Origin of the sequence: Zestomonas carbonaria (assembly GCF_904061905.1) — a bacterium.
GTDB lineage: Bacteria > Pseudomonadota > Gammaproteobacteria > Pseudomonadales > Pseudomonadaceae > Aquipseudomonas > Aquipseudomonas carbonaria.
The window spans coordinates 1-19,869 of record NZ_CAJFCI010000025.1 but is presented as its reverse complement, the minus strand read 5'-3'; the positions used below and the strand labels follow the sequence as shown (position 1 = coordinate 19,869).

The window sequence follows — 19,869 nt, the reverse complement described above, 5'->3', positions numbered from 1 at the left end:
ATTCGCGCGCATGGCGCGCTCCTACGTCGACGTAGCCCGGATGAAATCCGTGACAATAGGCTTCTCCGGATTGCATCCGGGCTGCGAACGGCCAGGCGGCGCGAACGACTCCCCTCTCCCATTCATGGGAGAGGGGCCGGGGGAGAGGGATGTGATTTCGGGCCGCGAAATGGTTCCCATCGAATCGCTCCGCCCCATCCCACGGGCACGCCCGTTGGTCCGATGAAGGCTGGCGGGATTTCGAATATTAACTGTATATTCATACAGTATCAGTCGGAGCCGCCGCCATGTCCGTTTCCCTCCCGCCGCGTGGTCGCGGCACCGCCAGCAACCCGCACAACCGCTTCGCCCCGACCCGCAGCGTGGCCGAGGACGATGGCTGGTATCAGGAAGAAACCCCGCCGAGCCTCGCCACCGAGGTGCGCCGCGAACAGGCCAGAACCGTGCTCACCCGCAACCAGTCGCCGGACGTCGGCTTCGACCGTTCGGTGAACCCTTATCGCGGCTGCGAGCACGGCTGCATCTACTGCTTCGCACGGCCCAGCCACGCCTACTGGGACCTGTCGCCGGGCATCGACTTCGAGACCCGGCTGATCGCCAAGACCAACCTCGCCAGCCGCCTGGAAGAAGAACTGAGCAAGCCCGGCTACGTGCCGCAGCCGATCGCCCTGGGCATCAACACCGACGCCTACCAGCCGATCGAGCGCGAGTACCGGCTGACCCGCCAGGCCCTGGAAATCTGCCTGCGTTACCGTCATCCGCTGCACCTGATCACCAAGAGCTCGCTGATTCTCCGCGACCTCGACCTGCTCGGCGAACTGGCCAGCCAGCGACTGGTCAGCGTGGCGTTCAGCCTGACCACCCTGGACGATGAGCTGAAACGCATCATGGAACCGCGCACCGCGGCGCCGTCGGCGCGCCTGCGGGCGATGCGCACGCTGCACGAGAACGGCGTGCCGGTCAGCGTGCTGTGCGCGCCGATGATCCCGATGATCAACGACATGGAACTGGAGCACCTGCTCGAAGCGGGCCGCGACGCCGGCGCGCGTTCGGCCGGTTACGTGCTGCTGCGCCTGCCGCTGGAGATCGCCGGACTGTTCGAGGAATGGCTGCAGGCACACTTCCCCGAGCGCGCCGAACATGTGATGAGCCTGATCCGCCAGAGCCGTGGCGGCAGGAACTACGACAGCCGCTTCGGCGCCCGCATGCGCGGCGAGGGCGTGTTCGCCGAACTGCTCGCCAAACGCTTCCGCCTGGCGATCAGGCGCCTCGGCCTCGATCATCGCGGCGAGCCGCCGCTGGACTGCTCGCGCTTCTGCCCGCCGGGTCGGCAGATGGCGCTGCTTTGACTGGGTTCCCGCGTTCGCGGGAATGACGGGGTGGTGAGGGAGGCCGTCCCTACGTGAAACGTCATCCCCGCGAACGCGGGGACCCAATAGAGCCGTAGGATGGGTGACAACCCATCATCGAACGCCTGTCACACCCTGCAAGAGATTCCTCGTCGCGCCGATGTGACGCTATCGCTGGCCGGAGAGTCAGTAGCCATGCACTCCACCGTCCCGCCCGAGCATCGAGGTCGCCGTATGAATGATCAATCCAGGAACGCCAGCCCCGAGAGCCATGAAAGCGCCGAACAGGCGCTGCGTACCATCGTCGAAGGCTTCCAGCGCTTTCGCCAGGAGGTGTTCCCGCAACAGGCGGCGCTGTTCAAGAAGCTCGCTCACGAGCAGACGCCACGGGCGATGTTCATCACCTGCGCCGACTCGCGCATCGTTCCCGAGCTGATCACCCAGAGTGCGCCGGGAGATCTGTTCGTCACCCGCAACGTCGGCAACGTGGTGCCGCCCTACGGGCAGATGAACGGCGGCGTGTCCACCGCCATCGAGTTCGCGGTGATGGCCCTCGGCGTGCACCACATCATCATCTGCGGGCATTCCGACTGCGGCGCGATGAAGGCGGTGCTCGACCCGCAGACCCTCGAGCGCATGCCGACGGTGAAGGCCTGGCTACGCCATGCCGAGGTGGCCAAGACAGTGGTGGCGGAGAACTGCTGCAGCAGCGGGCGCGATACCTACGAGGTGCTCACCGAGGAGAACGTCGTCGCCCAGCTCGACCACCTGCGCACCCACCCTTCGGTGGCGGCGCGCCTGGCCAGCGGCCAATTGTTCATCCACGGCTGGGTCTACGACATCGAAACCAGCGAGATCAGGGCCTACGACGCCGAAGAAGGCTGCTTCCTGCCGCTGGATGGCGACAAGCTGCCCATGGCCACGCCGCGGGCCCGCTACCCACAGGGTTGACCGGGACGGCCGCGCCGTTGGTGGAAAACGCTACGCGGTTTTCCGCCCTACCCCGCCACGCGCTGGCTGGCCTGTAGCTCCAGCTCCACGCCGAGCTGCTGCGACAGGCACGGCCAGCGTTTCCAGGCTGCTTCGATCTGCGGGCTGCTCAGGCGTTGGCGATAGGCCTGTACCGATTCCTGGCTGAAAGCGTCTTCCGGCAGCATCCCCTCCACCGCGTGGTGGACGGCTTCGTCGAGCTGGTTGGCGAAGGGTTCGCCGATCAACTGGTGGGCGATCAGGTTGGCCACCGTGGTATCCAGCGGGATCAGCGGCTGGCCGAGGTGGGTGATGTAGCGGTCGTTGACCTCTTCCACCAGCCGGTGGGCCAGGTAGGCTTCGTCGAGCAGGCCGTCGAGGCCGTCATGACCGGCCATCAGCGCCGGCGGTTCGAGGAAGAACTGCTCGGCGACCTTCAGCACCGGCTTGACCTGCTCCTCGATGCCGGCTTCGCGCGCCACCTGGTTGGCCGCCACCAGCACGTCCGGCACTTGTTCCACATACGCGATCACGAAGCGGGTCAGGGCGCCCAGCGCGTCCTCGGCCGGCAGGCGGATGGCCGGGTGCAGGCGCGGTAACTGGGCTTCGAGCTGGCGTTGCAACTGGCGGTTGGCGGCTTCGTGTTGCTGGGCACGTTGGATCAACTCTCGCAAAGCGGGGGTGTTCATGACGGCTCCTGGGGGTAGGACATGAAAGTCGAAACGCGAACATTGACCTTAGCCCGCTGGCGGCGCGGGCTAAGACGCGATTGACATAATTATGAAACGGTTATTCGCGAAGGATATATCCATTTTCGTATCAGATTGCCATTAGCGCCAGTCCGTGGCGTTTAGGACAAGGCTCCGGCGGCTTCAGCCATTTTCCTTTTCGCATTGCGGGGCGGAACCCGCTGTCTATACTCCGAAGCGAAAGGCGTTACCTGATGACACCCGACTGCGCACCTGAGTGTTGAGAGTCCGGCCGTTGATTCAGCAGTACCGACAGCCGCTCCCTTAACCGCAGGCACAGCCGGCGGGATAACAAGAACGATAAGGGGAACCCGCAATGATGCGACATCCACGAGCCTGGATGGGGATCCTGTTGTGGCCGATATTCATGCCGGCGCATGCCGACTGGACCGTGAATATGGCGCCGGGTGCAACGGCCGTCAGCCATGCAGTCTTCGATTTGCACATGACCATTTTCTGGGTCTGCGCGGTGATCGGCGTGCTGGTCTTCGGCGCGATGTTCTGGTCGATGCTGGTCCACCGCCGCTCCATCGGGCAGAAGGCCGCACATTTCCACGAGAGCACCACCGTGGAGGTCCTGTGGACCGTGGTGCCCTTCATCATCCTGGTGGTGATGGCGATCCCGGCGACCAAGACGCTGATCGAGATCTACGACCCCAGCGAGTCGGAGGTCGATATCCAGATCACCGGCTACCAGTGGAAGTGGCACTACAAGTACCTGGGCCAGGACGTCGAGTTCTTCAGCAACCTGGCCACTCCCCACGACCAGATCAACAACCGGGCACCCAAGGGCGAACACTACCTGCTGGAAGTGGATGAGCCGCTGGTGGTGCCGGTTGGCGCCAAGGTGCGCTTCCTGATCACCGCCGCCGACGTGATCCACTCCTGGTGGGTACCGGCCCTGGCGGTCAAGAAGGACGCCATTCCCGGCTTCGTCAACGAGGCTTGGACGCGCATCGAAGAGCCCGGCATCTTCCGTGGCCAGTGCACCGAGCTGTGCGGCAAGGACCACGGCTTCATGCCGGTGGTGGTCGAGGCGAAGTCCAAGGAAGACTTCGCCGCCTGGCTGGCCGAGCGCAAGGAGGCCGCTGCCGCCGAGCGCGAGCTGACCAGCAAGGAGTGGACCATGGAAGAGCTGATGGCGCGCGGCGAGAAGGCCTACAACGCCACCTGCGTGGCCTGCCACCAGGCAGGCGGCGAGGGCCTGCCGCCGATGTTCCCGGCGCTCAAGGGCTCGCCGATCGCCACCGGCCCTGCGGAGCCGCACATCGCGATCGTGGTCAACGGCAAGCCCGGCACCTCCATGGCGGCCTTCGGCAAGCAACTGTCCGAGGTCGACATCGCCGCCATCATCACCTACGAACGCAACGCCTGGGGCAACAAGGTCGGCGACATGGTCACGCCCAAAGACGTCCTCGCGTTCAAACAGGCTCAGGAGTAACGGACATGAGTGCAGTGATCGACCACGGTCATGCAGGGCATGACCATCACCACGGCCCGGCCAAGGGCCTGATGCGCTGGGTGCTGACCACCAACCACAAGGACATCGGCACGATGTACCTGTGGTTCAGCTTCGCCATGTTCCTGCTCGGCGGCTCCATGGCCATGGTGATCCGCGCCGAGCTGTTCCAGCCCGGCCTGCAGATCGTCCAGCCGGAATTCTTCAACCAGATGACCACCATGCACGGCCTGATCATGGTGTTCGGCGCGGTGATGCCGGCCTTCGTCGGCCTGGCCAACTGGATGATCCCGCTGATGATCGGCGCACCGGACATGGCCCTGCCGCGGATGAACAACTTCAGCTTCTGGCTGCTGCCGGCGGCCTTCGGCCTGCTGGTCTCGACCCTGTTCATGGAGGGCGGCGGGCCCAACTTCGGCTGGACCTTCTACGCGCCGCTGTCGACCACCTACGCGCCGGAAACCGTCACCTTCTTCATCTTCGCCATCCACCTGATGGGCATCAGCTCGATCATGGGCGCGATCAACGTGATCGCCACCATCCTCAACCTGCGCGCCCCGGGCATGACCCTGATGAAGATGCCGCTGTTCGTCTGGACCTGGCTGATCACCGCCTTCCTGCTGATCGCGGTGATGCCGGTGCTGGCCGGCTGCGTGACCATGATGCTGATGGACATCCACTTCGGCACCAGCTTCTTCAACGCCGCCGGCGGCGGCGACCCGGTGCTGTTCCAGCACGTGTTCTGGTTCTTCGGCCACCCCGAGGTGTACATCATGATCCTGCCCGCCTTCGGCGCGGTCAGCTCGATCATCCCGGCCTTCGCCCGCAAGCCGCTGTTCGGCTACACCTCGATGGTCTACGCCACGGCGAGCATCGCCTTCCTGTCGTTCATCGTCTGGGCGCACCACATGTTCACCGTGGGCATCCCGCTCACCGGCGAGCTGTTCTTCATGTACGCCACCATGCTGATCGCCGTGCCCACCGGGGTGAAGGTGTTCAACTGGGTGACCACCATGTGGCAGGGCTCGATGACCTTCGAAACGCCGATGCTGTTCTCGGTGGCCTTCGTCATCCTGTTCACCATCGGCGGTTTTTCCGGGCTGATGCTGGCCATCGCCCCGGCGGACTTCCAGTACCACGACACCTACTTCGTGGTGGCGCATTTCCACTACGTGCTGGTGCCCGGCGCGATCTTCGGCATCTTCGCCTCGGCCTACTACTGGCTGCCCAAGTGGACCGGCCACATGTACGACGAGACCCTGGCCAAGCTGCATTTCTGGATGAGCTTCATCGGCATGAACCTGGCGTTCTTCCCGATGCACTTCGTCGGCCTGGCCGGCATGCCGAGGCGGATTCCCGACTACAACCTGCAGTTCGCCGACTTCAACATGATCTCGTCGATCGGCGCGTTCACCTTCGGCATCACCCAGTTCCTGTTCCTGTTCATCGTCATCAAGTGCATCAGGAGCGGCAAGCCGGCCCCGGCCAAGCCCTGGGACGGGGCCGACGGACTGGAGTGGACGGTGCCCTCGCCGGCGCCCTACCACACCTTCAGCACGCCGCCGGAAGTGAAGTGAGCGGATCGATGAAAGCCGCTGGAGGCTTGAGCGAGGAGTTCTGCCATGAGTGAGATGCCGGTACGCCGCCTCGTGGGACGACTACTGCTTGTGGTGGTGGCCATGTTCGCCTTCGGCTTCGCGCTGGTGCCGATCTACGAGGTGATGTGCCAGGCCTTCGGCATCAACGGCAAGACCGCCGGCGCCTATCAGGGCCAGCAGGCCACGGACGAGACGCGCCAGGTGCGCGTGCAGTTCCTCGCCACCAACGCCGCCGGCATGGTCTGGGAGTTCGGCCCGCAGGCCGATGAGCTGCTGGTCCACCCCGGCGAGAGCCGCGACATGCTGTTCATCGCCCACAACCCGACCGACGTGCCGATGACCGCCCAGGCGATCCCCAGCGTGGCGCCTTCCAAGGCCGCGGCCTTCTTCCACAAGACCGAGTGTTTCTGCTTCACCCAGCAGGTGCTGCAACCGGGCGAACGCATCGAGATGCCGGTGCGCTTCATCGTCGACCGGGACCTGCCGGCGGACGTGAAGCACCTGACCCTGGCCTACACCCTGTTCGATATCACTGCGCGTAAACCGCCTGTAGCCCAGGCGACTCCATAAGGAGAACAACAATGTCGAGTCACGAGCAGTATTACGTTCCCGCCCAGAGCAAGTGGCCGATCATCGCCACCATCGGCCTGCTGGTCAGCGTCTTCGGCGTGGGCACCTGGTTCAACGACATGTCGGCCAACCGCGAGGAATCCAACGGTCCGCTGATCTTCTTCGTCGGCGGCCTGATCCTCGCCTACATGCTGTTCGGCTGGTTCGGCAACGTCATCAAGGAGAGCCGCGAAGGGCTGTACAGCGCGCAGATGGACCGCTCGTTCCGCTGGGGCATGAGCTGGTTCATCTTCTCCGAGGTGATGTTCTTCGCCGCCTTCTTCGGCGCGCTGTTCTACATCCGCACCTTCGCCGGCCCGTGGCTCGGCGGCGAGGGCGACAAGGGCGTCAGCAACATGCTCTGGGAAGGCTTCGAATACACCTGGCCGCTGCTCAGCAACCCGGACTCCAAGCTGTTCCCGCCGCCGAGCGCGGTGATCGACCCCTGGCACCTGCCGCTGATCAACACCATCCTGCTGGTCAGCTCCAGCTTCACCGTGACCTTCGCCCACCACGCCCTGCGCAAGAACAAGCGTGGCCCGCTGAAGATATGGCTGGCGCTGACCATCCTGCTCGGCGTGGTGTTCCTGTTCTTCCAGGCCGAAGAGTACATCGAGGCCTACCAGGAACTGGGCCTGACCCTGGGCTCGGGGATCTACGGCGCGACCTTCTTCATGCTCACCGGCTTCCACGGCGCCCACGTGACCCTCGGCGCGCTGATCCTGACGATCATGCTGATCCGCATCCTGCGCGGCCACTTCGACGCCGAGCATCACTTCGGCTTCGAGGCGGCGAGCTGGTACTGGCACTTCGTGGACGTGGTGTGGATCGGGTTGTTCATCTTCGTGTACGTGCTTTGAAGGCAGCGGCAAGCTGCAAGAAAGAGCACGATGGGGACAACTTGAGGCTTGGAGCTTGCCGCTTGCAGCTACCAAGTGACATGCGACACCAGTTGGCCTGAGTAGAAGCCCCAGGCGACCAGCGCCAGGGTGATGGCGGCGAGGATGACCCGCACGGTCAGGGCGTTGACCACACGTGAACCGTGGCCTTCGTCCTTGACCAGGAAGAACAGGCCGCTGAACAGGCTGACCACGGTGGCCAGCAACATGAGGACGATCGCAGCCTTGAGCATGGCGTGACTCCGGGGGAAGGGGATGCAGTTGAGTATAGCCAGACGTCATGGCGCCTTCGGGAGGCCGGCATGAGCCGCTTCCGTCCCGGCCTGCTGCCGAGCCTGCTGGTGGCCGCTTTGCTGCCGCTGCTGGTCGGCCTGGGTTTCTGGCAACTGTCCCGCGCCGAGGAGAAGCGCCTGCTGCTGGCCAGCTACGAGGTGCGCCGCGTCGCCGAACCGATCAGCATCGACGAGCTGGAGCGCAGCGCCGATCCGGCCTACCGGCGGGTGACGCTGCACGGCCACTTCGACGACCGGCACAGCCTGCTGCTGGACAACCGCATCCACGCCGGCCGGGTCGGCGTCGAGCTGCTGCAACCCTTCTACGACCAGGCCAGCGGGCTCTGGCTGCTGGTCAACCGGGGCTGGCTGCCCTGGCCGGATCGCCGCGTGCCGCCGGCCTTCGACACCCCGGAGGGCGCGCAGGCGCTGCGTGCCTGGGTCTACGTGCCGCCAGGGGCGAATTTCCGCTTGCAGGCCGATCCCAGCGGAGGCGCCTGGCCACGGCTGGTCACCGCCGTCGATCCGCGCGGGCTCTGGAAACAACTGGGGCGCGGCGGGCTGCCGCTGGAGCTGCGCCTGGAGCCGGGCCCGGCGGCCTATGTCGCCGACTGGCCGGTGGTCGCCATGAGCCCGGAAAAACACACCGGCTATGCCGTGCAGTGGTTCGCCATGGCGGCGGCACTGGGTGGCCTGTTCATCTATCTCGGAGTGCACAACGCACGGGGGAATTCGCATGGGCGTCAGCATGAATCCAGCCACCGACCTGCCTGAGCCGCGCCATCGCAGCCGCGGCCGCTGGCAGTTCGTCTTCCTGTTGCTGGTGGCGATCGGTCCGATGCTGCTGGCCTCGGCCATGTACAAGTGGCGCTTCTGGGTACCGGAGGCGCGCAACTACCACGGCACCCTGATCGGCGACGGCCGGACTCTCGCCGACCTCGGCGTGCCGACCGGCGGCGAAGAGCGCTGGCAACTGGTGGTCACCACCCCGGACAGTTGCACGGCGGACTGCCGCGAGCTGGTCTACCTGGCCCGGCAGGTCAACATCGGCCTGGCCCGCGAAGCGGCGCGCGCCAGCCACGCGCTGGCCAGCGGCGAACCGCTGGCGGCCGACTACGACGCGCTGCTGCAGCGCGAATACCCGAAGCTCGTGCGCTATCCGCTGGACCGCCAGCACTACCAGGGCCTCGACGATGGCGGCGCCACGCCGAGGCTGTGGATCGTCGATCCGCACGGCAACCTGGTGCTGCGCTATGAGCGCGGGGTCAACGGCAAGGGCGTGCTCAACGACCTGCGCCTGCTGCTGAAACTCTCGCATATCGGCTGAGGAGGTCCTGATGCTGCGCAAGCCCGGCTACCGACTCGCGCTGTTCGCCACCCTGCTGGCCACCGTGGTGGTGCTGCTCGGCGCCTACACCCGGCTGACCCACGCCGGCCTCGGCTGCCCGGACTGGCCGGGCTGCTACGGCTTCCTCGGCGTGCCGATGAGCGAGCACAAGCAGGCCCTGGCCGAAGCGCGCTTCCCCGATGCTCCGGTGGAGGTGGCCAAGGGCTGGTACGAGATGATCCACCGCTACTTCGCCGGCACCCTCGGCCTGGTCATCCTCGCCCTGGCGGTGCAGGCCCTGCGCCGTCGCGACGAGCCGGGCCAGCCGCTGAAACTGCCGTTGCTGCTGCTCGGCCTGGTCATCCTGCAGGCGGCCTTTGGCATGTGGACCGTCACCCTCAAGCTCTGGCCGCAGGTGGTCACCGCTCACCTGCTCGGCGGCTTCGCCACCCTCGCCCTGCTGTTCCTGCTGACCCTGCGATTGTCCGGCGCCTTCCCGGCGTTGCCGGCGCTGTCCACGAGGCTGCGCGCCCTGGCGGGCGTGGCGCTGGCGCTGGTGATCGGGCAGATCGCCCTGGGCGGTTGGGTCAGCTCCAACTATGCGGCGGTGGCCTGCGTCGACCTGCCCACCTGCCACGGCGAATGGTGGCCGGCCATGGACTTCGCCAACGGTTTCCACCTGACCCAGCACATCGGCCCCAACTACCTCGGTGGGCAGCTCGACAGCGACGCGCGCACCGCCATCCACATGAGTCACCGCCTCGGCGCGCTGCTGGTGACCCTGGTGCTGCTGGTGCTGGCCTGGCGCCTGCACGCCGCCGGCCTCGGGCGCCTGGCCGCGCTGCTGGTGCTGGCGCTGGCCGCGCAGGTCGGGCTCGGCATCAGCAACGTGCTGCTGCACCTGCCGCTGCCGGTGGCGGTGGCGCACAACGGCGGTGGCGCCGCGCTGCTGCTGGCGCTGGTGCTGGTCAACTACCGCCTGAGGTCCATGCGCGCAGGAGCGAGCGCTGCTCGCGAACCCGCCGGACCTGCCGGCACGGTGGGTTCGCGGGCAGAAGGCTGGGCATCCCCCTCTGCTCCCGCACGGTTTGCTGGATTCCCGCAGGCGCGGGAATGACAAGGGTTCGACCGTCATCCCCGGCGCGGGCCGTCACTGGCGCGGGGCCCAAAAAAGACGGTGTGGATAACAAGAAGGAGAGACACCATGGCCACTCTGCTGCGTAGCCAAACCGTCGAACACGCAACCTGGCGCGACTACCTCGAGCTGACCAAGCCCAAGGTGGTGGTGCTGATGCTGATCACCTCGCTGGTCGGCATGTTCCTCGCCACCCGCGCCGGGGTGCCCTGGACGGTGCTGCTGTTCGGCAACCTCGGCATCGGCCTGTGCGCGGGCGCGGCGGCGGCGGTCAACCACGTGGTGGACCGGCGCATCGACTCGATCATGGCGCGCACCCACAAGCGCCCGGTCACCGCCGGGCGGGTGTCGCCGGTGGCGGCGCTGCTCTTCGCGCTGGTCCTGGCGCTGCTCGGCCAGGCCCTGCTGCTGGCCTTCACCAACGATCTGACCGCCTGGCTGACCCTCGCTTCTCTGCTCGGCTACGCGGTGCTCTACACCGGCTTCCTCAAGCGCGCCACGCCGCAGAACATCGTCATCGGCGGGCTGGCTGGCGCCGCGCCGCCGCTGCTCGGCTGGGTCGCGGTGACCGGCCACCTGTCCGCCGAGCCGCTGCTGCTGGTGCTGATCATTTTCGCCTGGACCCCGCCGCACTTCTGGGCCCTGGCCATCCACCGCAAGGCCGAGTACGCCAAGGCCGACATCCCCATGCTGCCGGTGACCCACGGCGAGCACTACACCAAGGTGCACATCCTGCTCTACACCCTGGTGCTGCTGGCGGTGAGCCTGCTGCCGTTCGCCATCCACATGAGCGGCCCTCTGTACCTGGCGGCCGCCCTGATCCTCGGCGGCCGCTTCCTGCAATGGGCCTGGGTGCTGTACCGTGACAGCAAGCCGCACGCGGCGATAAAGACCTTCAAGTACTCTATCGCCTACCTGTTCCTGCTGTTCATCGCCCTTTTGGTGGACCACTATTTGTTGCTCAATCTATGAAGCAGCCTCAAAGTGGCTGCGCTTGGCCATGCTGCGTTAAAAATGGCCTCGGAATGCTCATTTACAGGTCGTAAACTCCGCTTCCTCGGCCATTTTCGCCTGGCTTGACCTTCGCTCGCCGACTTTGAGACCGCTTCATGACCCGAATCCAGAAAACCCTGTTCGTCCTCATCGCCATCGTCGCGGTGGTCTTCGGCCTGACCGTGCACAAGGTCCTCAACGGGCGCAGCCAGGGCGACCCGGCCGCGATGATCGACGCCGGCATCATCCTCCTGCCGCAGAGCCGCCAGATGCCGACGCTGACCCTCACCGACCAGGACGGCCAGGCGATCTCGGTCGACCAGCTCAAGGGCCAGTGGAGCCTACTGTTCTTCGGCTACACCTTCTGCCCGGACATCTGCCCGGCGACCCTCGCCCAGGTGCGCGACCTGAAGAGCAAGCTGCCGCCGGAAGCGGTGGAGCGGCTGCGCGTGGTGCTGGTCAGCGTCGATCCCCAGCGCGACACGCCGGAACAGCTCAAGCAGTACCTGGGCTACTTCGACGCCGGCTTCCAGGGCCTGACCGGCGAACTGGCGGACATCCAGAAGTTCGCCAACGCGGTGAGCATCCCGTTCATCCCGGCGGACACCAGCAAGCCCAACTACACCGTCGACCACAGCGGCAACCTGGTGATCCTCGGCCCGGACGGCACCCAGCGCGGCTTCATCCGCGCGCCGCTGAACAACCAGAAGCTGGCCGCGCAGTTGCCGGTATTGCTCGGCAGCGAGGGGTGATTACACGGTGTACTCGACTCCGTAGGATGGGTGACAACCCATCGATATCACGTGGTCAGGGCTGCAACTGCTGCAGGTAGGCGGCGACTGCGTCGATGTTGCGTTCGGTGAGGCGGGGGGCGATCGACAGCATGATCGAGCCGGCCCGGCTGGGGTCCCGTTCGCGGTACTTGTTGAGGGTCCGGCTCAGGTATTCGGCTGGCTGTCCGGCCAGGCGGGGGGCGTCTTCCTTGCCGAGGCCCTGTTCCCCGTGGCAGCCCATGCAGACCTGGCTGAACAGCGTCCGGCCCTCTGCCAGGATGTCGTCGCCGGCCTGTGCCTGCCGTGCCTTGACCTCCTGCTGGCTGTAGTAGACGGCGATGTTGATCCGCTCCTCGATGCCGAGCATCTTCGCCGCCTGATTCATCACGAAGTCGGTGCGGCGGCCATCGACGTACTGCTCGAAGGCGTCGAACAGGTAGCGCGGGCTCTGTCCGGCCAGGTTGGGGATGTGCTCGCGTTTGCTGTTGCCGTCCTCGCCGTGGCAGTAGCCGCACAGCGTGATGCGTTCGTGGCCGTCCTCGTAGGCCGTGGCGCGCTGTTCGGGGTTGCCCATGATGGCCTCGAAGCGCGCCAACGGGCTTTCGTCGGCCTGGGCGAGGCTGCCGAGGCAGAAAAGAAATGGAAGAAACGATGTGCGCATGAACGATTCCAGACCCTGCCGGTTCGGCGAGCCGCCAACTCTAGGCAGGGGCGCAGCCGGGGATGCTGATCTGGCTCAATGAATGCGCGGCGGGAATGAGACGAGGCTCTCAAAAAACTTCATGGAGAAGTGCTTGGGCGGCCCGCCACAAAGCACGAAGCCCGCTACGGGAGCGGGCTTCGTGTCGGGCAGGGGCAGGCGCAGGCGCTTAGAAGGCCGGGACCACGGCACCCTGATACTTCTCCTCGATGAACTTCTTCACCTCGGCGCTGTGCAGGGCATTGGTCAGCTTCTGTACGGAGTCGCTGTCCTTGTTGTCCGGACGGGCGACCAGGATGTTCACGTAGGGCGAGTCGCTGCCTTCGATGACCAGCGCGTCCTGGGTCGGGTTGAGCTTGGCTTCCAGGGCGTAGTTGGTGTTGATCAGCGCCAGGTCCACCTGGCTCAGCACGCGCGGCAGGGTCGCCGCTTCCAGTTCACGCACCTTGATGCCCTTCGGGTTCTCGGCGATGTCCTTGGGCGTGGCGGCGATGTTGCTGTTGTCCTTGAGCTTGATCACGCCGGCCTTGTCCAGCAGCAGCAGGGCGCGGCCGCCGTTGGTGGCGTCGTTGGGGATGGCCACGGTGGCGCCCTGGGGCAGCTCGTCGAGGCTCTTGATCTTGCTGGAGTAGGCGCCGAACGGCTCGACGTGCACACCGGCCACGCTCACCAGGTCGGTCTTGCGGCTGGCGTTGAACTCGTCCAGGTACGGCTGGTGCTGGAAGAAGTTGGCGTCCAGGTTCTTCTGCTGGACCTGCAGGTTGGGCTGCACGTAGTCGGTGAACACGCGGACCTTCAGCTCGACACCTTCCTTGGCCAGGATCGGTTTGACGAACTCGAGGATCTCCGCGTGCGGCACCGGGGTGGCGGCGACGCTGAGGGTTTCCGCCGCCTGGACGGTGTTGAAGGTAGCGAGGACGGCCAGACCGGCCAACAGTTTTTTCATCGTTCGACTCCTTGTGGGATGGAGGCGGGGCTCGGTGGATGACCGGTCTCCCGCGATCGTTCTACTTACGGATTCCCTATTTGCGGGAGAAATGCACCACCAGCTTGTCGCCGGCGGATTGCAGGATCTGCACGAGGATCAGCAGCAGCACCACGGTGACCGCCATGACGTCCGGCTGGTAGCGCTGGTAGCCGTAGCGCACCGCCAGGTCGCCGAGGCCGCCGCCGCCGATCAGGCCGCTCATCGCGGTGTAGGAGACCAGGGTGATGGCGGTGACGGTGATCGCCGCGACGATGCCCGGCCGCGCTTCCGGCAGCAGGGCGTTGAAGATGATCTGCCGGGTGGTCGCGCCCATCGCCTGGGTGGCCTCGATGATGCCGCGGTCCACTTCGCGCAGCGCGGTCTCCACCAGCCGCGCGAAGAACGGCGTGGCACCCACCACCAGCGGCGGGATGGCGCCGGCGACGCCCAGCGAGGTGCCGACGATCAGCTCGGTGAAGGGGATCATCAGGATCAGCAGGATGACGAACGGCACCGAGCGCAGCAGGTTGACCACGAAGGACATCAGCCGGTAGGCGGTGGGCTGTTCGAGCAACTGGCGCGGGCCGGCGAGGAACAGCAGCACGCCCAGCGGCAGGCCGAGCAGCACGGTGAACAGCAGCGAGCCGCCGAGCATGTTCAGGGTGTCGAGCGTGGCCTGCCAGATTTCCGGCCAGAACACGTTGGGCAGGAATTTCTCGAGCATCAGCGCAGCACCTCCAGATGCACGTCGGCGGCGTGGAAGCGCGCCAGCGCGGCGTCCAGGTCGCCGCCGGTGAGGGCCAGGGTGAGCTGGCCGTACGGGGTGTCCTTGATGCGGTCGATGCGCCCGGCGAGGATGCTGTAGTCCACCCCGGTCTCGCGCGCCACGGTGCCGAGCAGCGGCGCGTAGGTGGCTTCGCCCTGGAAGGTCAGGCGCAGGATGCGGCCCGGCACGTGGGCGAAATCGTCGCGCTGTTCGTTCTCGTCGACGTGCTCGTCCTCCATCACGAAGCGCTTGGTGGTCGGGTGCTGCGGATGCAGGAACACCCGGGCCACCGGGCCTTGTTCGACGATCAGGCCGGCGTCCATCACCGCCACGCGGTCACAGACCCGGCGGATCACGTCCATCTCGTGGGTGATCAGCACGATGGTCAGCTTCAGTTCGCGATTGATCTCGGCGAGCAGTTGCAGCACCGAGGAGGTGGTCTGCGGGTCGAGGGCGCTGGTGGCTTCGTCGCAGAGCAGGATCTTCGGCCGGGTGGCCAGGGCGCGGGCGATGCCGACGCGCTGCTTCTGGCCGCCGGAGAGCTGCGCCGGGTACTTGTCGGCCTGCTCGGCGAGACCGACTCGCTCCAGCAGCTCGGCGACCCGCGCGGCGATGGCGGCGCGGTCCAGTTCGCCGGCCAGCTTCAGCGGCATGGCGACATTCTCGGCGACGGTCTTCGAGGACAGCAGGTTGAAGTGCTGGAAGATCATCCCGACCCGCTGGCGGAAGCGGCGCAGGCCGTGCTTGTCCAGTGCGGTGACGTCTTCGCCGTCGATCACGATGCGCCCGCCGGAGGGTTCCTCGAGGCGGTTGATCAGGCGCAGCAGGGTGCTCTTGCCGGCGCCGGAATGGCCGATCAGGCCGAACACCTCGCCGGCGGCGACAGACAGATCGGTGGGCTGCAGCGCGGGAATGCTGCGACCGTTGACGAGATACGCCTTATGGACGCGGTCGAATTCGATCACTGGTTGAACCTTATGGGTACACGATTTGGAAGCGCGAGGCGCGCGATCGCCGGGTGGGCGAAAGGCACGGGCTCCAACGACTCTAGGCGGTTGGCCGAAGGCGCGCATTCTAGCCCGACTGCTTATGCAATCTTAGTTTTTGTTCTTCGGATTGCCTTCTAAAAAGGCATAAGCCGATGGGCGGTGATGCCATGACCCCGTGTCTCGGGGTTGGTGGGCTGAAGCCCACCCTACGCCGGACGGTCCTACGGGTTGCGCGGGCTCAGGACCAGGCGCGGCGTTTCGTCGGGCTTGAGGTCCTGCACCAGGCGCAGGGCATAGCCGGGTTGCAGGCGCTTGACCCGTGCCGAGAGCAGCGAGGCGACCCAGGGGTAGTCCTTGGCCTGGCGTACCTGCACGCGCACCGCGCAGTCGTAATGCACCACGTCGGCGGCGACGCTGTCGAGCAGGTCGCGCAGCGCTTCGTTGTCATGGCTGTCGAGCATCGGCAGCGGCACCACGCTGGTCTTGGCGTTCGGGTCGATCAGCAGCGGCCGGAAGCGCGCCGATTCGCTGACCTGGGGCTGGATCGCCGCAGCCTGGCGCTCGGCGGCCTCGCGCAGTTGGCGGGCCTGTTCGAGACGCGCGGCTTCTTCCCGGGCCTTGGCCTCGGCGGCGGCGCGGGCCATGGCGGCCTGCTGCTCGGTGCTGCGTGCCTGGCCGATCGCCTCGTCCAGGCCGGTGGTCAGCGCCGGTGCCTGCGGCATCAGGCCGCGCGCCCTGCCGAGGGCCTGGGCGGCGCTGTCCAGGTCGCCGCGTTGCAGGGCGCCCTGGCCCTGTTGCAGGTAGGCGTCGGCGAGGCGGCGTTGCAGGGATTCCAGGCGGGTATCGCCGGCGGCGCGCGGTTGCAGGGCGGCGAGCTGTTCGTCGGCGCGTTCCAGCTCGCCGCGTTCGATGCTCTGTTCGAGCTGGGAGAAGGCGCTGACCAGTTCGTCGACCGGTAGCGTGGCGACTTGCTGCGGCGCGCTCTGGCAGGCGGACAACAGCAGGGAAAGTGCGGCTATCGCCAGGTAACGTGAGGTGAACAACGACATTTCTGTTGACTCTCGGTTCTCGCGAAAACGCGCCAGTCTACACCGCCGGAGGCGTCGGGTGGAAAACCGCGGCTGGGAATGCGCAATGGGTGGCACTGGCCACCTGTGTTCAGGCGCGCCTGGGAAGCGCCAGGCTGAACAGGAACAGCGTGGCGGCGGCGACCACGATGGACGGTCCGGCCGGGGTGTCCTGGAACCAGGACAACGCCAGCCCGCCACTTACCGCCAGCAGGCCGAGCAGGCTGGCGCCGATGGCCATCTGCTCGGGGGTGCGCGCGTGGCGCTGGGCGGCGGCGGCGGGGATGATCAGCAGCGAAGTGATCAGCAGCACGCCGACGATCTTCATCGCCACGGCGATCACCACGGCGATCAGCAGCATCAGCGCCAGGCGCAGTCCGGCCACCGGCAGGCCCTCGACCCTGGCCAGCTCCTCGTGCACGGTGACCGCCAGCAACGGCCGCCACAGGCCGCACAGGGCGAGCAGCACCAGCGCGCTGCCGCCGACGATCCAGGCCAGGTCGGTGGGCGACACCGCCAGCAGGTCGCCGAACAGGTAGGCCATCAGGTCGATGCGCACGTCCTTCATGAAGCTCAGCGCCACCAGGCCGAGGGACAGGGTGGTCGGCGCGAGGATGCCGAGCAGGGTGTCCGAGGCCAGCGGCTGGCGCTGTTGCAGGGTGACCAGGACGAGCGCCAGCAGCAGGCAGCCAGCGGTCACCGCCAGGGTCGGGCTGAGGCCCAGCAGCAGGCCGAGGGCGACGCCGAGCAGCGCGGCGTGGGACAGGGTGTCGCCGAAATAGGCCATGCGCCGCCAGACCACGAAGGAGCCGAGCGGGCCGGCGACCAGGGCCAGGGTCAGGCCGGCGATCAGCGCGTTGAGCAGGAAATCAGGCATGTTTGCAGCCATCTCCGTGCACGTGGCCGCTCACCGGACCGTGGATGGTCAGGCCGGGTTCGCTGACCACCGTACCGTGCAGGTCGTGGGCGTGGTCGTGATGGTGGTGGTAGACCGCCAGGGCCGGCGCCGCCTGGCCGAACATCTCGACGAAGGCCGGGTCGTTGCCGACCTGTTCCGGGTGCCCGGAGCAGCACACGTGATGGTTGAGGCAGACCACCTGGTCGGTGGTGCTCATCACCAGGTGCAGGTCGTGGGAAACCATCAGCACGCCGCAGCCGTGGCGGTCGCGCAGTTCGGTGATCAGCCGGTACAGCTCGGCCTGCCCGGCCACGTCGACGCCCTGCACCGGCTCGTCGAGGACCAGCAGTTCCGGTTCGCGCAGCAGCGCGCGGGCCAGTAGCACGCGCTGCATCTCGCCGCCGGAGATCTTCTGCAACGGGCTGTCGATCACCTGTTCGGCGCCCACCTCGACCAGCGCCGCCAGGGCGCTGGCGCGGTCCACGCCCGGCACCAGGCGCAGGAAGCGCAGCACGGAAAGCGGCAGGGTGGCGTCGACGTGCAGCTTCTGCGGCATGTAGCCGATGCGCAGGCGCGGCTTGCGCTTGATCCGCCCGCTGTCCGGGGTGAGCAGGCCGAGCACGGTGCGCACCAGGGTGGTCTTGCCGGCGCCGTTGGGGCCGATCAGGGTGACGATCTCGCCCGGGTGCACGCGCAGTTGCACGTCGCTGAGCACCGCCTGCCCGGCGAAGCCGACGGAGACGCCGTCGAGCTGGATCAGCGGCTTGCTCATCAGGGTTTCCGGCAACCGGCGCAGACGCCGACCACTTCGACGGTCTGCTGTTCGACGCTGAAGCCCACTTCGCGGGCGCTGTCGACGATGGCCTGGCTGATCGACGGTTGCTCCAGCTCGATGGCGGCGTGGCAGTTGCGGCAGATCAGGAACTGGCCCTGGTGCGCGTGGGTCGGGTGGTTGCAGCCGACGAAGGCGTTCAGCGAGGCGATGCGGTGCACCAGGCCGTTCTCGAGCAGGAAGTCCAGCGCCCGATAGACGGTTGGCGGCGCGGCGCGGCGGCCGTCCTCCTCGGTCAGCACGCCGAGGATGTCGTAGGCGCCGAGCGGCTTGTGGCTCTGCCAGACCAGTTCCAGCACGCGCTTGCGCAGCGCGGTCAGGCGCAGGCCCTGGCGCGCGCAAAGTGCCTCGGCCTCGGCCAGGGCGTTGTGCACGCAGTGGGAATGGTCGTGGGGGCGCGAGGCTAGCGGGGTGACGGTCATGGAAGCAGCGACGTTGGCGGACAGAGACGTTATTCTATTACTCTTTGCCCCGAGAGTGTGTGTCCGTGTTTCGATCCCTCTGCGTCCTGCTGTTCTGCGCCCTGACCGCCACCGCCCAGGCCGAAGTGCGCCTCCTGACCAGTATCAAACCCCTGCAACTGATCGCCGCCGCCGTGCAGGACGGCGCCGGTACGCCCGACGTGCTGCTGCCGCCGGGCGCCTCGCCGCACCATTACGCGCTGCGTCCGTCCGACGTGCGGCGGGTAGCCGAGGCCGATCTGCTGTACTGGATCGGCCCCGACATGGAAGGCTTCCTGCCTCGCGTGCTGAGCGGCCGCCGCGCGCCGAGCGTCGCCGTGCAGGAACTGCCCGGCCTGCACCTGCGGCATTTCGCCGAGCACCATGACGAGGAAGGCCACGACGATCACGACCACGATCATCGCCCCGGCAGCCTGGACGCCCACCTCTGGCTGCTGCCGGCCAACGCGCGGGTGATCGCCGCGAAGATGGTCGCCGACCTCATTGCCGCCGATCCGGCGGGCGCCGAGCGCTACCAGGCCAACCTGGCGGCCTTCGAGACGCGCCTGGAGGCCCTCGATGCGCGCCTCAAGCAGCGTCTCGCCAGGCAGGCCGGCAAGCCCTATTTCGTGTTCCACGAAGCCTTCGACTACTTCGAGGCGGCCTATGGCCTCAAGCACGCCGGGGTGTTCAGCGTGGGCCAGGAAGTCCAGCCGGGCGCCCGCCACGTCGCCGAGCTGCGCGCGCGCCTGCAGAAGGCGGGGCCGAGTTGCCTGTTCAGCGAACCGCCGCTGCGCCCGCGCCTGGCCGAGACCCTGACCGCCGGGCTGCCGGTCAGGCTGGCCGAGCTGGATGCCCTGGGCAGCGACGTGAAGGTGGACGCGCGGGGCTACGAACGCCTGCTGGAGAACCTCGCCGAAGGGCTGGGCGGCTGCCTGGAAGCGCTCTAAGCCGCATCGACCTTGATTGGATCCCCGCGTTCGCGCACTACTGTCCGGAATATTTTCGAGGGGGCGTCTGGAGGGCTTGCGGGGGCTGAAGGCACGGGTTAAACCGTTGAGCGCCAACTCAACCTCAC

At 66.8% G+C, this 19,869-nt stretch carries 22 protein-coding genes; 12 read left to right on the top strand and 10 right to left on the bottom strand.

From position 1 onward, the window contains the following. Window positions 1-287 precede the first annotated feature (287 nt). Both PSEWESI4_RS04855 and PSEWESI4_RS04850 read left to right on the top strand, forming a co-directional pair. A complete protein-coding gene (locus PSEWESI4_RS04855) occupies window positions 288-1,349 on the top strand; it encodes a PA0069 family radical SAM protein (RefSeq protein WP_187670056.1) in 1,062 nt (353 codons plus the stop codon). 234 nt (window positions 1,350-1,583) lie between these two features. Then, window positions 1,584-2,300: a carbonic anhydrase gene (locus PSEWESI4_RS04850; protein ID WP_187670055.1), complete on the top strand. Its 717-nt coding sequence runs from the start codon at window positions 1,584-1,586 to the stop codon at window positions 2,298-2,300. A 47-nt stretch (window positions 2,301-2,347) separates the two neighbouring features. Here PSEWESI4_RS04850 and PSEWESI4_RS04845 read toward each other — a convergent pair whose 3' ends face one another. Beyond that, window positions 2,348-3,007, bottom strand: coding sequence for a hypothetical protein (locus tag PSEWESI4_RS04845; protein ID WP_187670054.1), 660 nt, complete (start codon window positions 3,005-3,007; stop codon window positions 2,348-2,350). Window positions 3,008-3,383: 376 nt separating this feature from the next. On the opposite strand from PSEWESI4_RS04845, the gene coxB reads away from it, so the two are divergent. The 4 genes from coxB to PSEWESI4_RS04825 are packed head-to-tail and all read left to right on the top strand — an operon-like array spanning window position 3,384 to window position 7,593. Next, window positions 3,384-4,508: a cytochrome c oxidase subunit II gene (gene coxB / locus PSEWESI4_RS04840; protein WP_187670053.1), complete on the top strand. Its 1,125-nt coding sequence runs from the start codon at window positions 3,384-3,386 to the stop codon at window positions 4,506-4,508. A gap of 5 nt (window positions 4,509-4,513) precedes the next feature. Further along, the gene (ctaD, locus tag PSEWESI4_RS04835) at window positions 4,514-6,103 is read left to right on the top strand and encodes a cytochrome c oxidase subunit I (protein ID WP_187670052.1); all 1,590 of its coding nucleotides are present in this window, start codon (window positions 4,514-4,516) and stop codon (window positions 6,101-6,103) included. A gap of 45 nt (window positions 6,104-6,148) precedes the next feature. Beyond that, window positions 6,149-6,694, top strand: a complete 546-nt coding sequence (locus PSEWESI4_RS04830) for a cytochrome c oxidase assembly protein (RefSeq protein ID WP_187670051.1) — start codon at window positions 6,149-6,151, stop codon at window positions 6,692-6,694. An 11-nt stretch (window positions 6,695-6,705) separates the two neighbouring features. Continuing rightward, a complete protein-coding gene (locus PSEWESI4_RS04825; protein WP_187670050.1) occupies window positions 6,706-7,593 on the top strand; it encodes a cytochrome c oxidase subunit 3 in 888 nt (295 codons plus the stop codon). Window positions 7,594-7,661: 68 nt separating this feature from the next. On the opposite strand, the gene PSEWESI4_RS04820 is transcribed toward PSEWESI4_RS04825, so the two are convergent. Further along, a complete protein-coding gene (locus tag PSEWESI4_RS04820; protein ID WP_187670049.1) occupies window positions 7,662-7,865 on the bottom strand; it encodes a twin transmembrane helix small protein in 204 nt (67 codons plus the stop codon). Window positions 7,866-7,934: 69 nt separating this feature from the next. Here PSEWESI4_RS04820 and PSEWESI4_RS04815 point away from each other — a divergent pair, with 69 nt between their 5' ends. The 5 genes from PSEWESI4_RS04815 (at window position 7,935) to PSEWESI4_RS04795 (ending at window position 12,111) form a co-directional block, all read left to right on the top strand. Further along, on the top strand, window positions 7,935-8,678 hold the full coding sequence (locus tag PSEWESI4_RS04815; protein ID WP_187670048.1) for an SURF1 family protein: 744 nt from the start codon (window positions 7,935-7,937) through the stop codon (window positions 8,676-8,678). Beyond that, window positions 8,653-9,231, top strand: coding sequence for a hypothetical protein (locus tag PSEWESI4_RS04810; protein ID WP_187670047.1), 579 nt, complete (start codon window positions 8,653-8,655; stop codon window positions 9,229-9,231). The genes PSEWESI4_RS04815 and PSEWESI4_RS04810 overlap by 26 nt, the downstream gene beginning before the upstream one ends. A gap of 10 nt (window positions 9,232-9,241) precedes the next feature. Further along, a complete protein-coding gene (locus PSEWESI4_RS04805; RefSeq protein WP_187670046.1) occupies window positions 9,242-10,348 on the top strand; it encodes a COX15/CtaA family protein in 1,107 nt (368 codons plus the stop codon). Between the two features lie 87 nt (window positions 10,349-10,435). Further along, complete coding sequence (cyoE, locus tag PSEWESI4_RS04800) at window positions 10,436-11,338, top strand: heme o synthase (protein ID WP_187670045.1); 903 nt, start codon at window positions 10,436-10,438, stop codon at window positions 11,336-11,338. Between the two features lie 137 nt (window positions 11,339-11,475). Beyond that, window positions 11,476-12,111, top strand: coding sequence for an SCO family protein (locus tag PSEWESI4_RS04795; RefSeq protein ID WP_187670044.1), 636 nt, complete (start codon window positions 11,476-11,478; stop codon window positions 12,109-12,111). A gap of 55 nt (window positions 12,112-12,166) precedes the next feature. Here the strand turns inward: PSEWESI4_RS04795 and PSEWESI4_RS04790 are convergent, their stop codons facing one another. From PSEWESI4_RS04790 to zur, 8 genes are all read right to left on the bottom strand, one after another. Continuing rightward, complete coding sequence (locus tag PSEWESI4_RS04790; RefSeq protein WP_187670043.1) at window positions 12,167-12,793, bottom strand: c-type cytochrome; 627 nt, start codon at window positions 12,791-12,793, stop codon at window positions 12,167-12,169. A 208-nt stretch (window positions 12,794-13,001) separates the two neighbouring features. Beyond that, window positions 13,002-13,778, bottom strand: a complete 777-nt coding sequence (locus PSEWESI4_RS04785) for a MetQ/NlpA family ABC transporter substrate-binding protein (RefSeq protein ID WP_187670042.1) — start codon at window positions 13,776-13,778, stop codon at window positions 13,002-13,004. A 76-nt stretch (window positions 13,779-13,854) separates the two neighbouring features. Further along, window positions 13,855-14,523: a methionine ABC transporter permease gene (locus PSEWESI4_RS04780; RefSeq protein WP_187670041.1), complete on the bottom strand. Its 669-nt coding sequence runs from the start codon at window positions 14,521-14,523 to the stop codon at window positions 13,855-13,857. Beyond that, window positions 14,523-15,530 carry a methionine ABC transporter ATP-binding protein gene (locus PSEWESI4_RS04775; RefSeq protein ID WP_187670040.1) on the bottom strand — a complete coding sequence of 336 codons (1,008 nt, stop codon included), beginning with the start codon at window positions 15,528-15,530 and terminating at the stop codon, window positions 14,523-14,525. The genes PSEWESI4_RS04780 and PSEWESI4_RS04775 overlap by 1 nt, the downstream gene beginning before the upstream one ends. A gap of 245 nt (window positions 15,531-15,775) precedes the next feature. Next, the gene (locus PSEWESI4_RS04770) at window positions 15,776-16,603 is read right to left on the bottom strand and encodes a PA5502 family lipoprotein (protein WP_187670039.1); all 828 of its coding nucleotides are present in this window, start codon (window positions 16,601-16,603) and stop codon (window positions 15,776-15,778) included. A 109-nt stretch (window positions 16,604-16,712) separates the two neighbouring features. Continuing rightward, window positions 16,713-17,498, bottom strand: a complete 786-nt coding sequence (gene znuB, locus PSEWESI4_RS04765; protein ID WP_187670038.1) for a zinc ABC transporter permease subunit ZnuB — start codon at window positions 17,496-17,498, stop codon at window positions 16,713-16,715. Continuing rightward, window positions 17,491-18,291, bottom strand: a complete 801-nt coding sequence (gene znuC, locus PSEWESI4_RS04760; protein WP_187670037.1) for a zinc ABC transporter ATP-binding protein ZnuC — start codon at window positions 18,289-18,291, stop codon at window positions 17,491-17,493. The genes znuB and znuC overlap by 8 nt, the downstream gene beginning before the upstream one ends. Further along, on the bottom strand, window positions 18,291-18,773 hold the full coding sequence (zur, locus tag PSEWESI4_RS04755; protein WP_187670036.1) for a zinc uptake transcriptional repressor Zur: 483 nt from the start codon (window positions 18,771-18,773) through the stop codon (window positions 18,291-18,293). Before zur ends, znuC begins: the two co-directional genes overlap by 1 nt. Window positions 18,774-18,838: 65 nt before the next feature. Between zur and PSEWESI4_RS04750 the strand changes: the two genes are divergently transcribed. Further along, window positions 18,839-19,741 carry a zinc ABC transporter substrate-binding protein gene (locus tag PSEWESI4_RS04750; protein WP_187670035.1) on the top strand — a complete coding sequence of 301 codons (903 nt, stop codon included), beginning with the start codon at window positions 18,839-18,841 and terminating at the stop codon, window positions 19,739-19,741. Window positions 19,742-19,869: the final 128 nt, after the last annotated feature.

Bases quoted from the DNA above. Each gene is read 5' to 3' on its own strand.
- ctaD (WP_187670052.1), top strand. From the start codon at position 4,514: ATGAGTGCAGTGATCGACCACGGTCATGCAGGGCATGACCATCACCAC.
- PSEWESI4_RS04845 (WP_187670054.1), bottom strand. From the start codon at position 3,007: ATGAACACCCCCGCTTTGCGAGAGTTGATCCAACGTGCCCAGCAACAC.
- PSEWESI4_RS04795 (WP_187670044.1), top strand. From the start codon at position 11,476: ATGACCCGAATCCAGAAAACCCTGTTCGTCCTCATCGCCATCGTCGCG.
- PSEWESI4_RS04820 (WP_187670049.1), bottom strand. From the start codon at position 7,865: ATGCTCAAGGCTGCGATCGTCCTCATGTTGCTGGCCACCGTGGTCAGC.
- PSEWESI4_RS04815 (WP_187670048.1), top strand. From the start codon at position 7,935: ATGAGCCGCTTCCGTCCCGGCCTGCTGCCGAGCCTGCTGGTGGCCGCT.
- cyoE (WP_187670045.1), top strand. From the start codon at position 10,436: ATGGCCACTCTGCTGCGTAGCCAAACCGTCGAACACGCAACCTGGCGC.
- PSEWESI4_RS04850 (WP_187670055.1), top strand. From the start codon at position 1,584: ATGAATGATCAATCCAGGAACGCCAGCCCCGAGAGCCATGAAAGCGCC.
- PSEWESI4_RS04805 (WP_187670046.1), top strand. From the start codon at position 9,242: ATGCTGCGCAAGCCCGGCTACCGACTCGCGCTGTTCGCCACCCTGCTG.
- zur (WP_187670036.1), bottom strand. From the start codon at position 18,773: ATGACCGTCACCCCGCTAGCCTCGCGCCCCCACGACCATTCCCACTGC.
- PSEWESI4_RS04790 (WP_187670043.1), bottom strand. From the start codon at position 12,793: ATGCGCACATCGTTTCTTCCATTTCTTTTCTGCCTCGGCAGCCTCGCC.
- PSEWESI4_RS04780 (WP_187670041.1), bottom strand. From the start codon at position 14,523: ATGCTCGAGAAATTCCTGCCCAACGTGTTCTGGCCGGAAATCTGGCAG.
- PSEWESI4_RS04770 (WP_187670039.1), bottom strand. From the start codon at position 16,603: ATGTCGTTGTTCACCTCACGTTACCTGGCGATAGCCGCACTTTCCCTG.
- znuB (WP_187670038.1), bottom strand. From the start codon at position 17,498: ATGCCTGATTTCCTGCTCAACGCGCTGATCGCCGGCCTGACCCTGGCC.
- coxB (WP_187670053.1), top strand. From the start codon at position 3,384: ATGATGCGACATCCACGAGCCTGGATGGGGATCCTGTTGTGGCCGATA.
- PSEWESI4_RS04785 (WP_187670042.1), bottom strand. From the start codon at position 13,778: ATGAAAAAACTGTTGGCCGGTCTGGCCGTCCTCGCTACCTTCAACACC.
- PSEWESI4_RS04855 (WP_187670056.1), top strand. From the start codon at position 288: ATGTCCGTTTCCCTCCCGCCGCGTGGTCGCGGCACCGCCAGCAACCCG.
- znuC (WP_187670037.1), bottom strand. From the start codon at position 18,291: ATGAGCAAGCCGCTGATCCAGCTCGACGGCGTCTCCGTCGGCTTCGCC.
- PSEWESI4_RS04825 (WP_187670050.1), top strand. From the start codon at position 6,706: ATGTCGAGTCACGAGCAGTATTACGTTCCCGCCCAGAGCAAGTGGCCG.
- PSEWESI4_RS04830 (WP_187670051.1), top strand. From the start codon at position 6,149: ATGAGTGAGATGCCGGTACGCCGCCTCGTGGGACGACTACTGCTTGTG.
- PSEWESI4_RS04810 (WP_187670047.1), top strand. From the start codon at position 8,653: ATGAATCCAGCCACCGACCTGCCTGAGCCGCGCCATCGCAGCCGCGGC.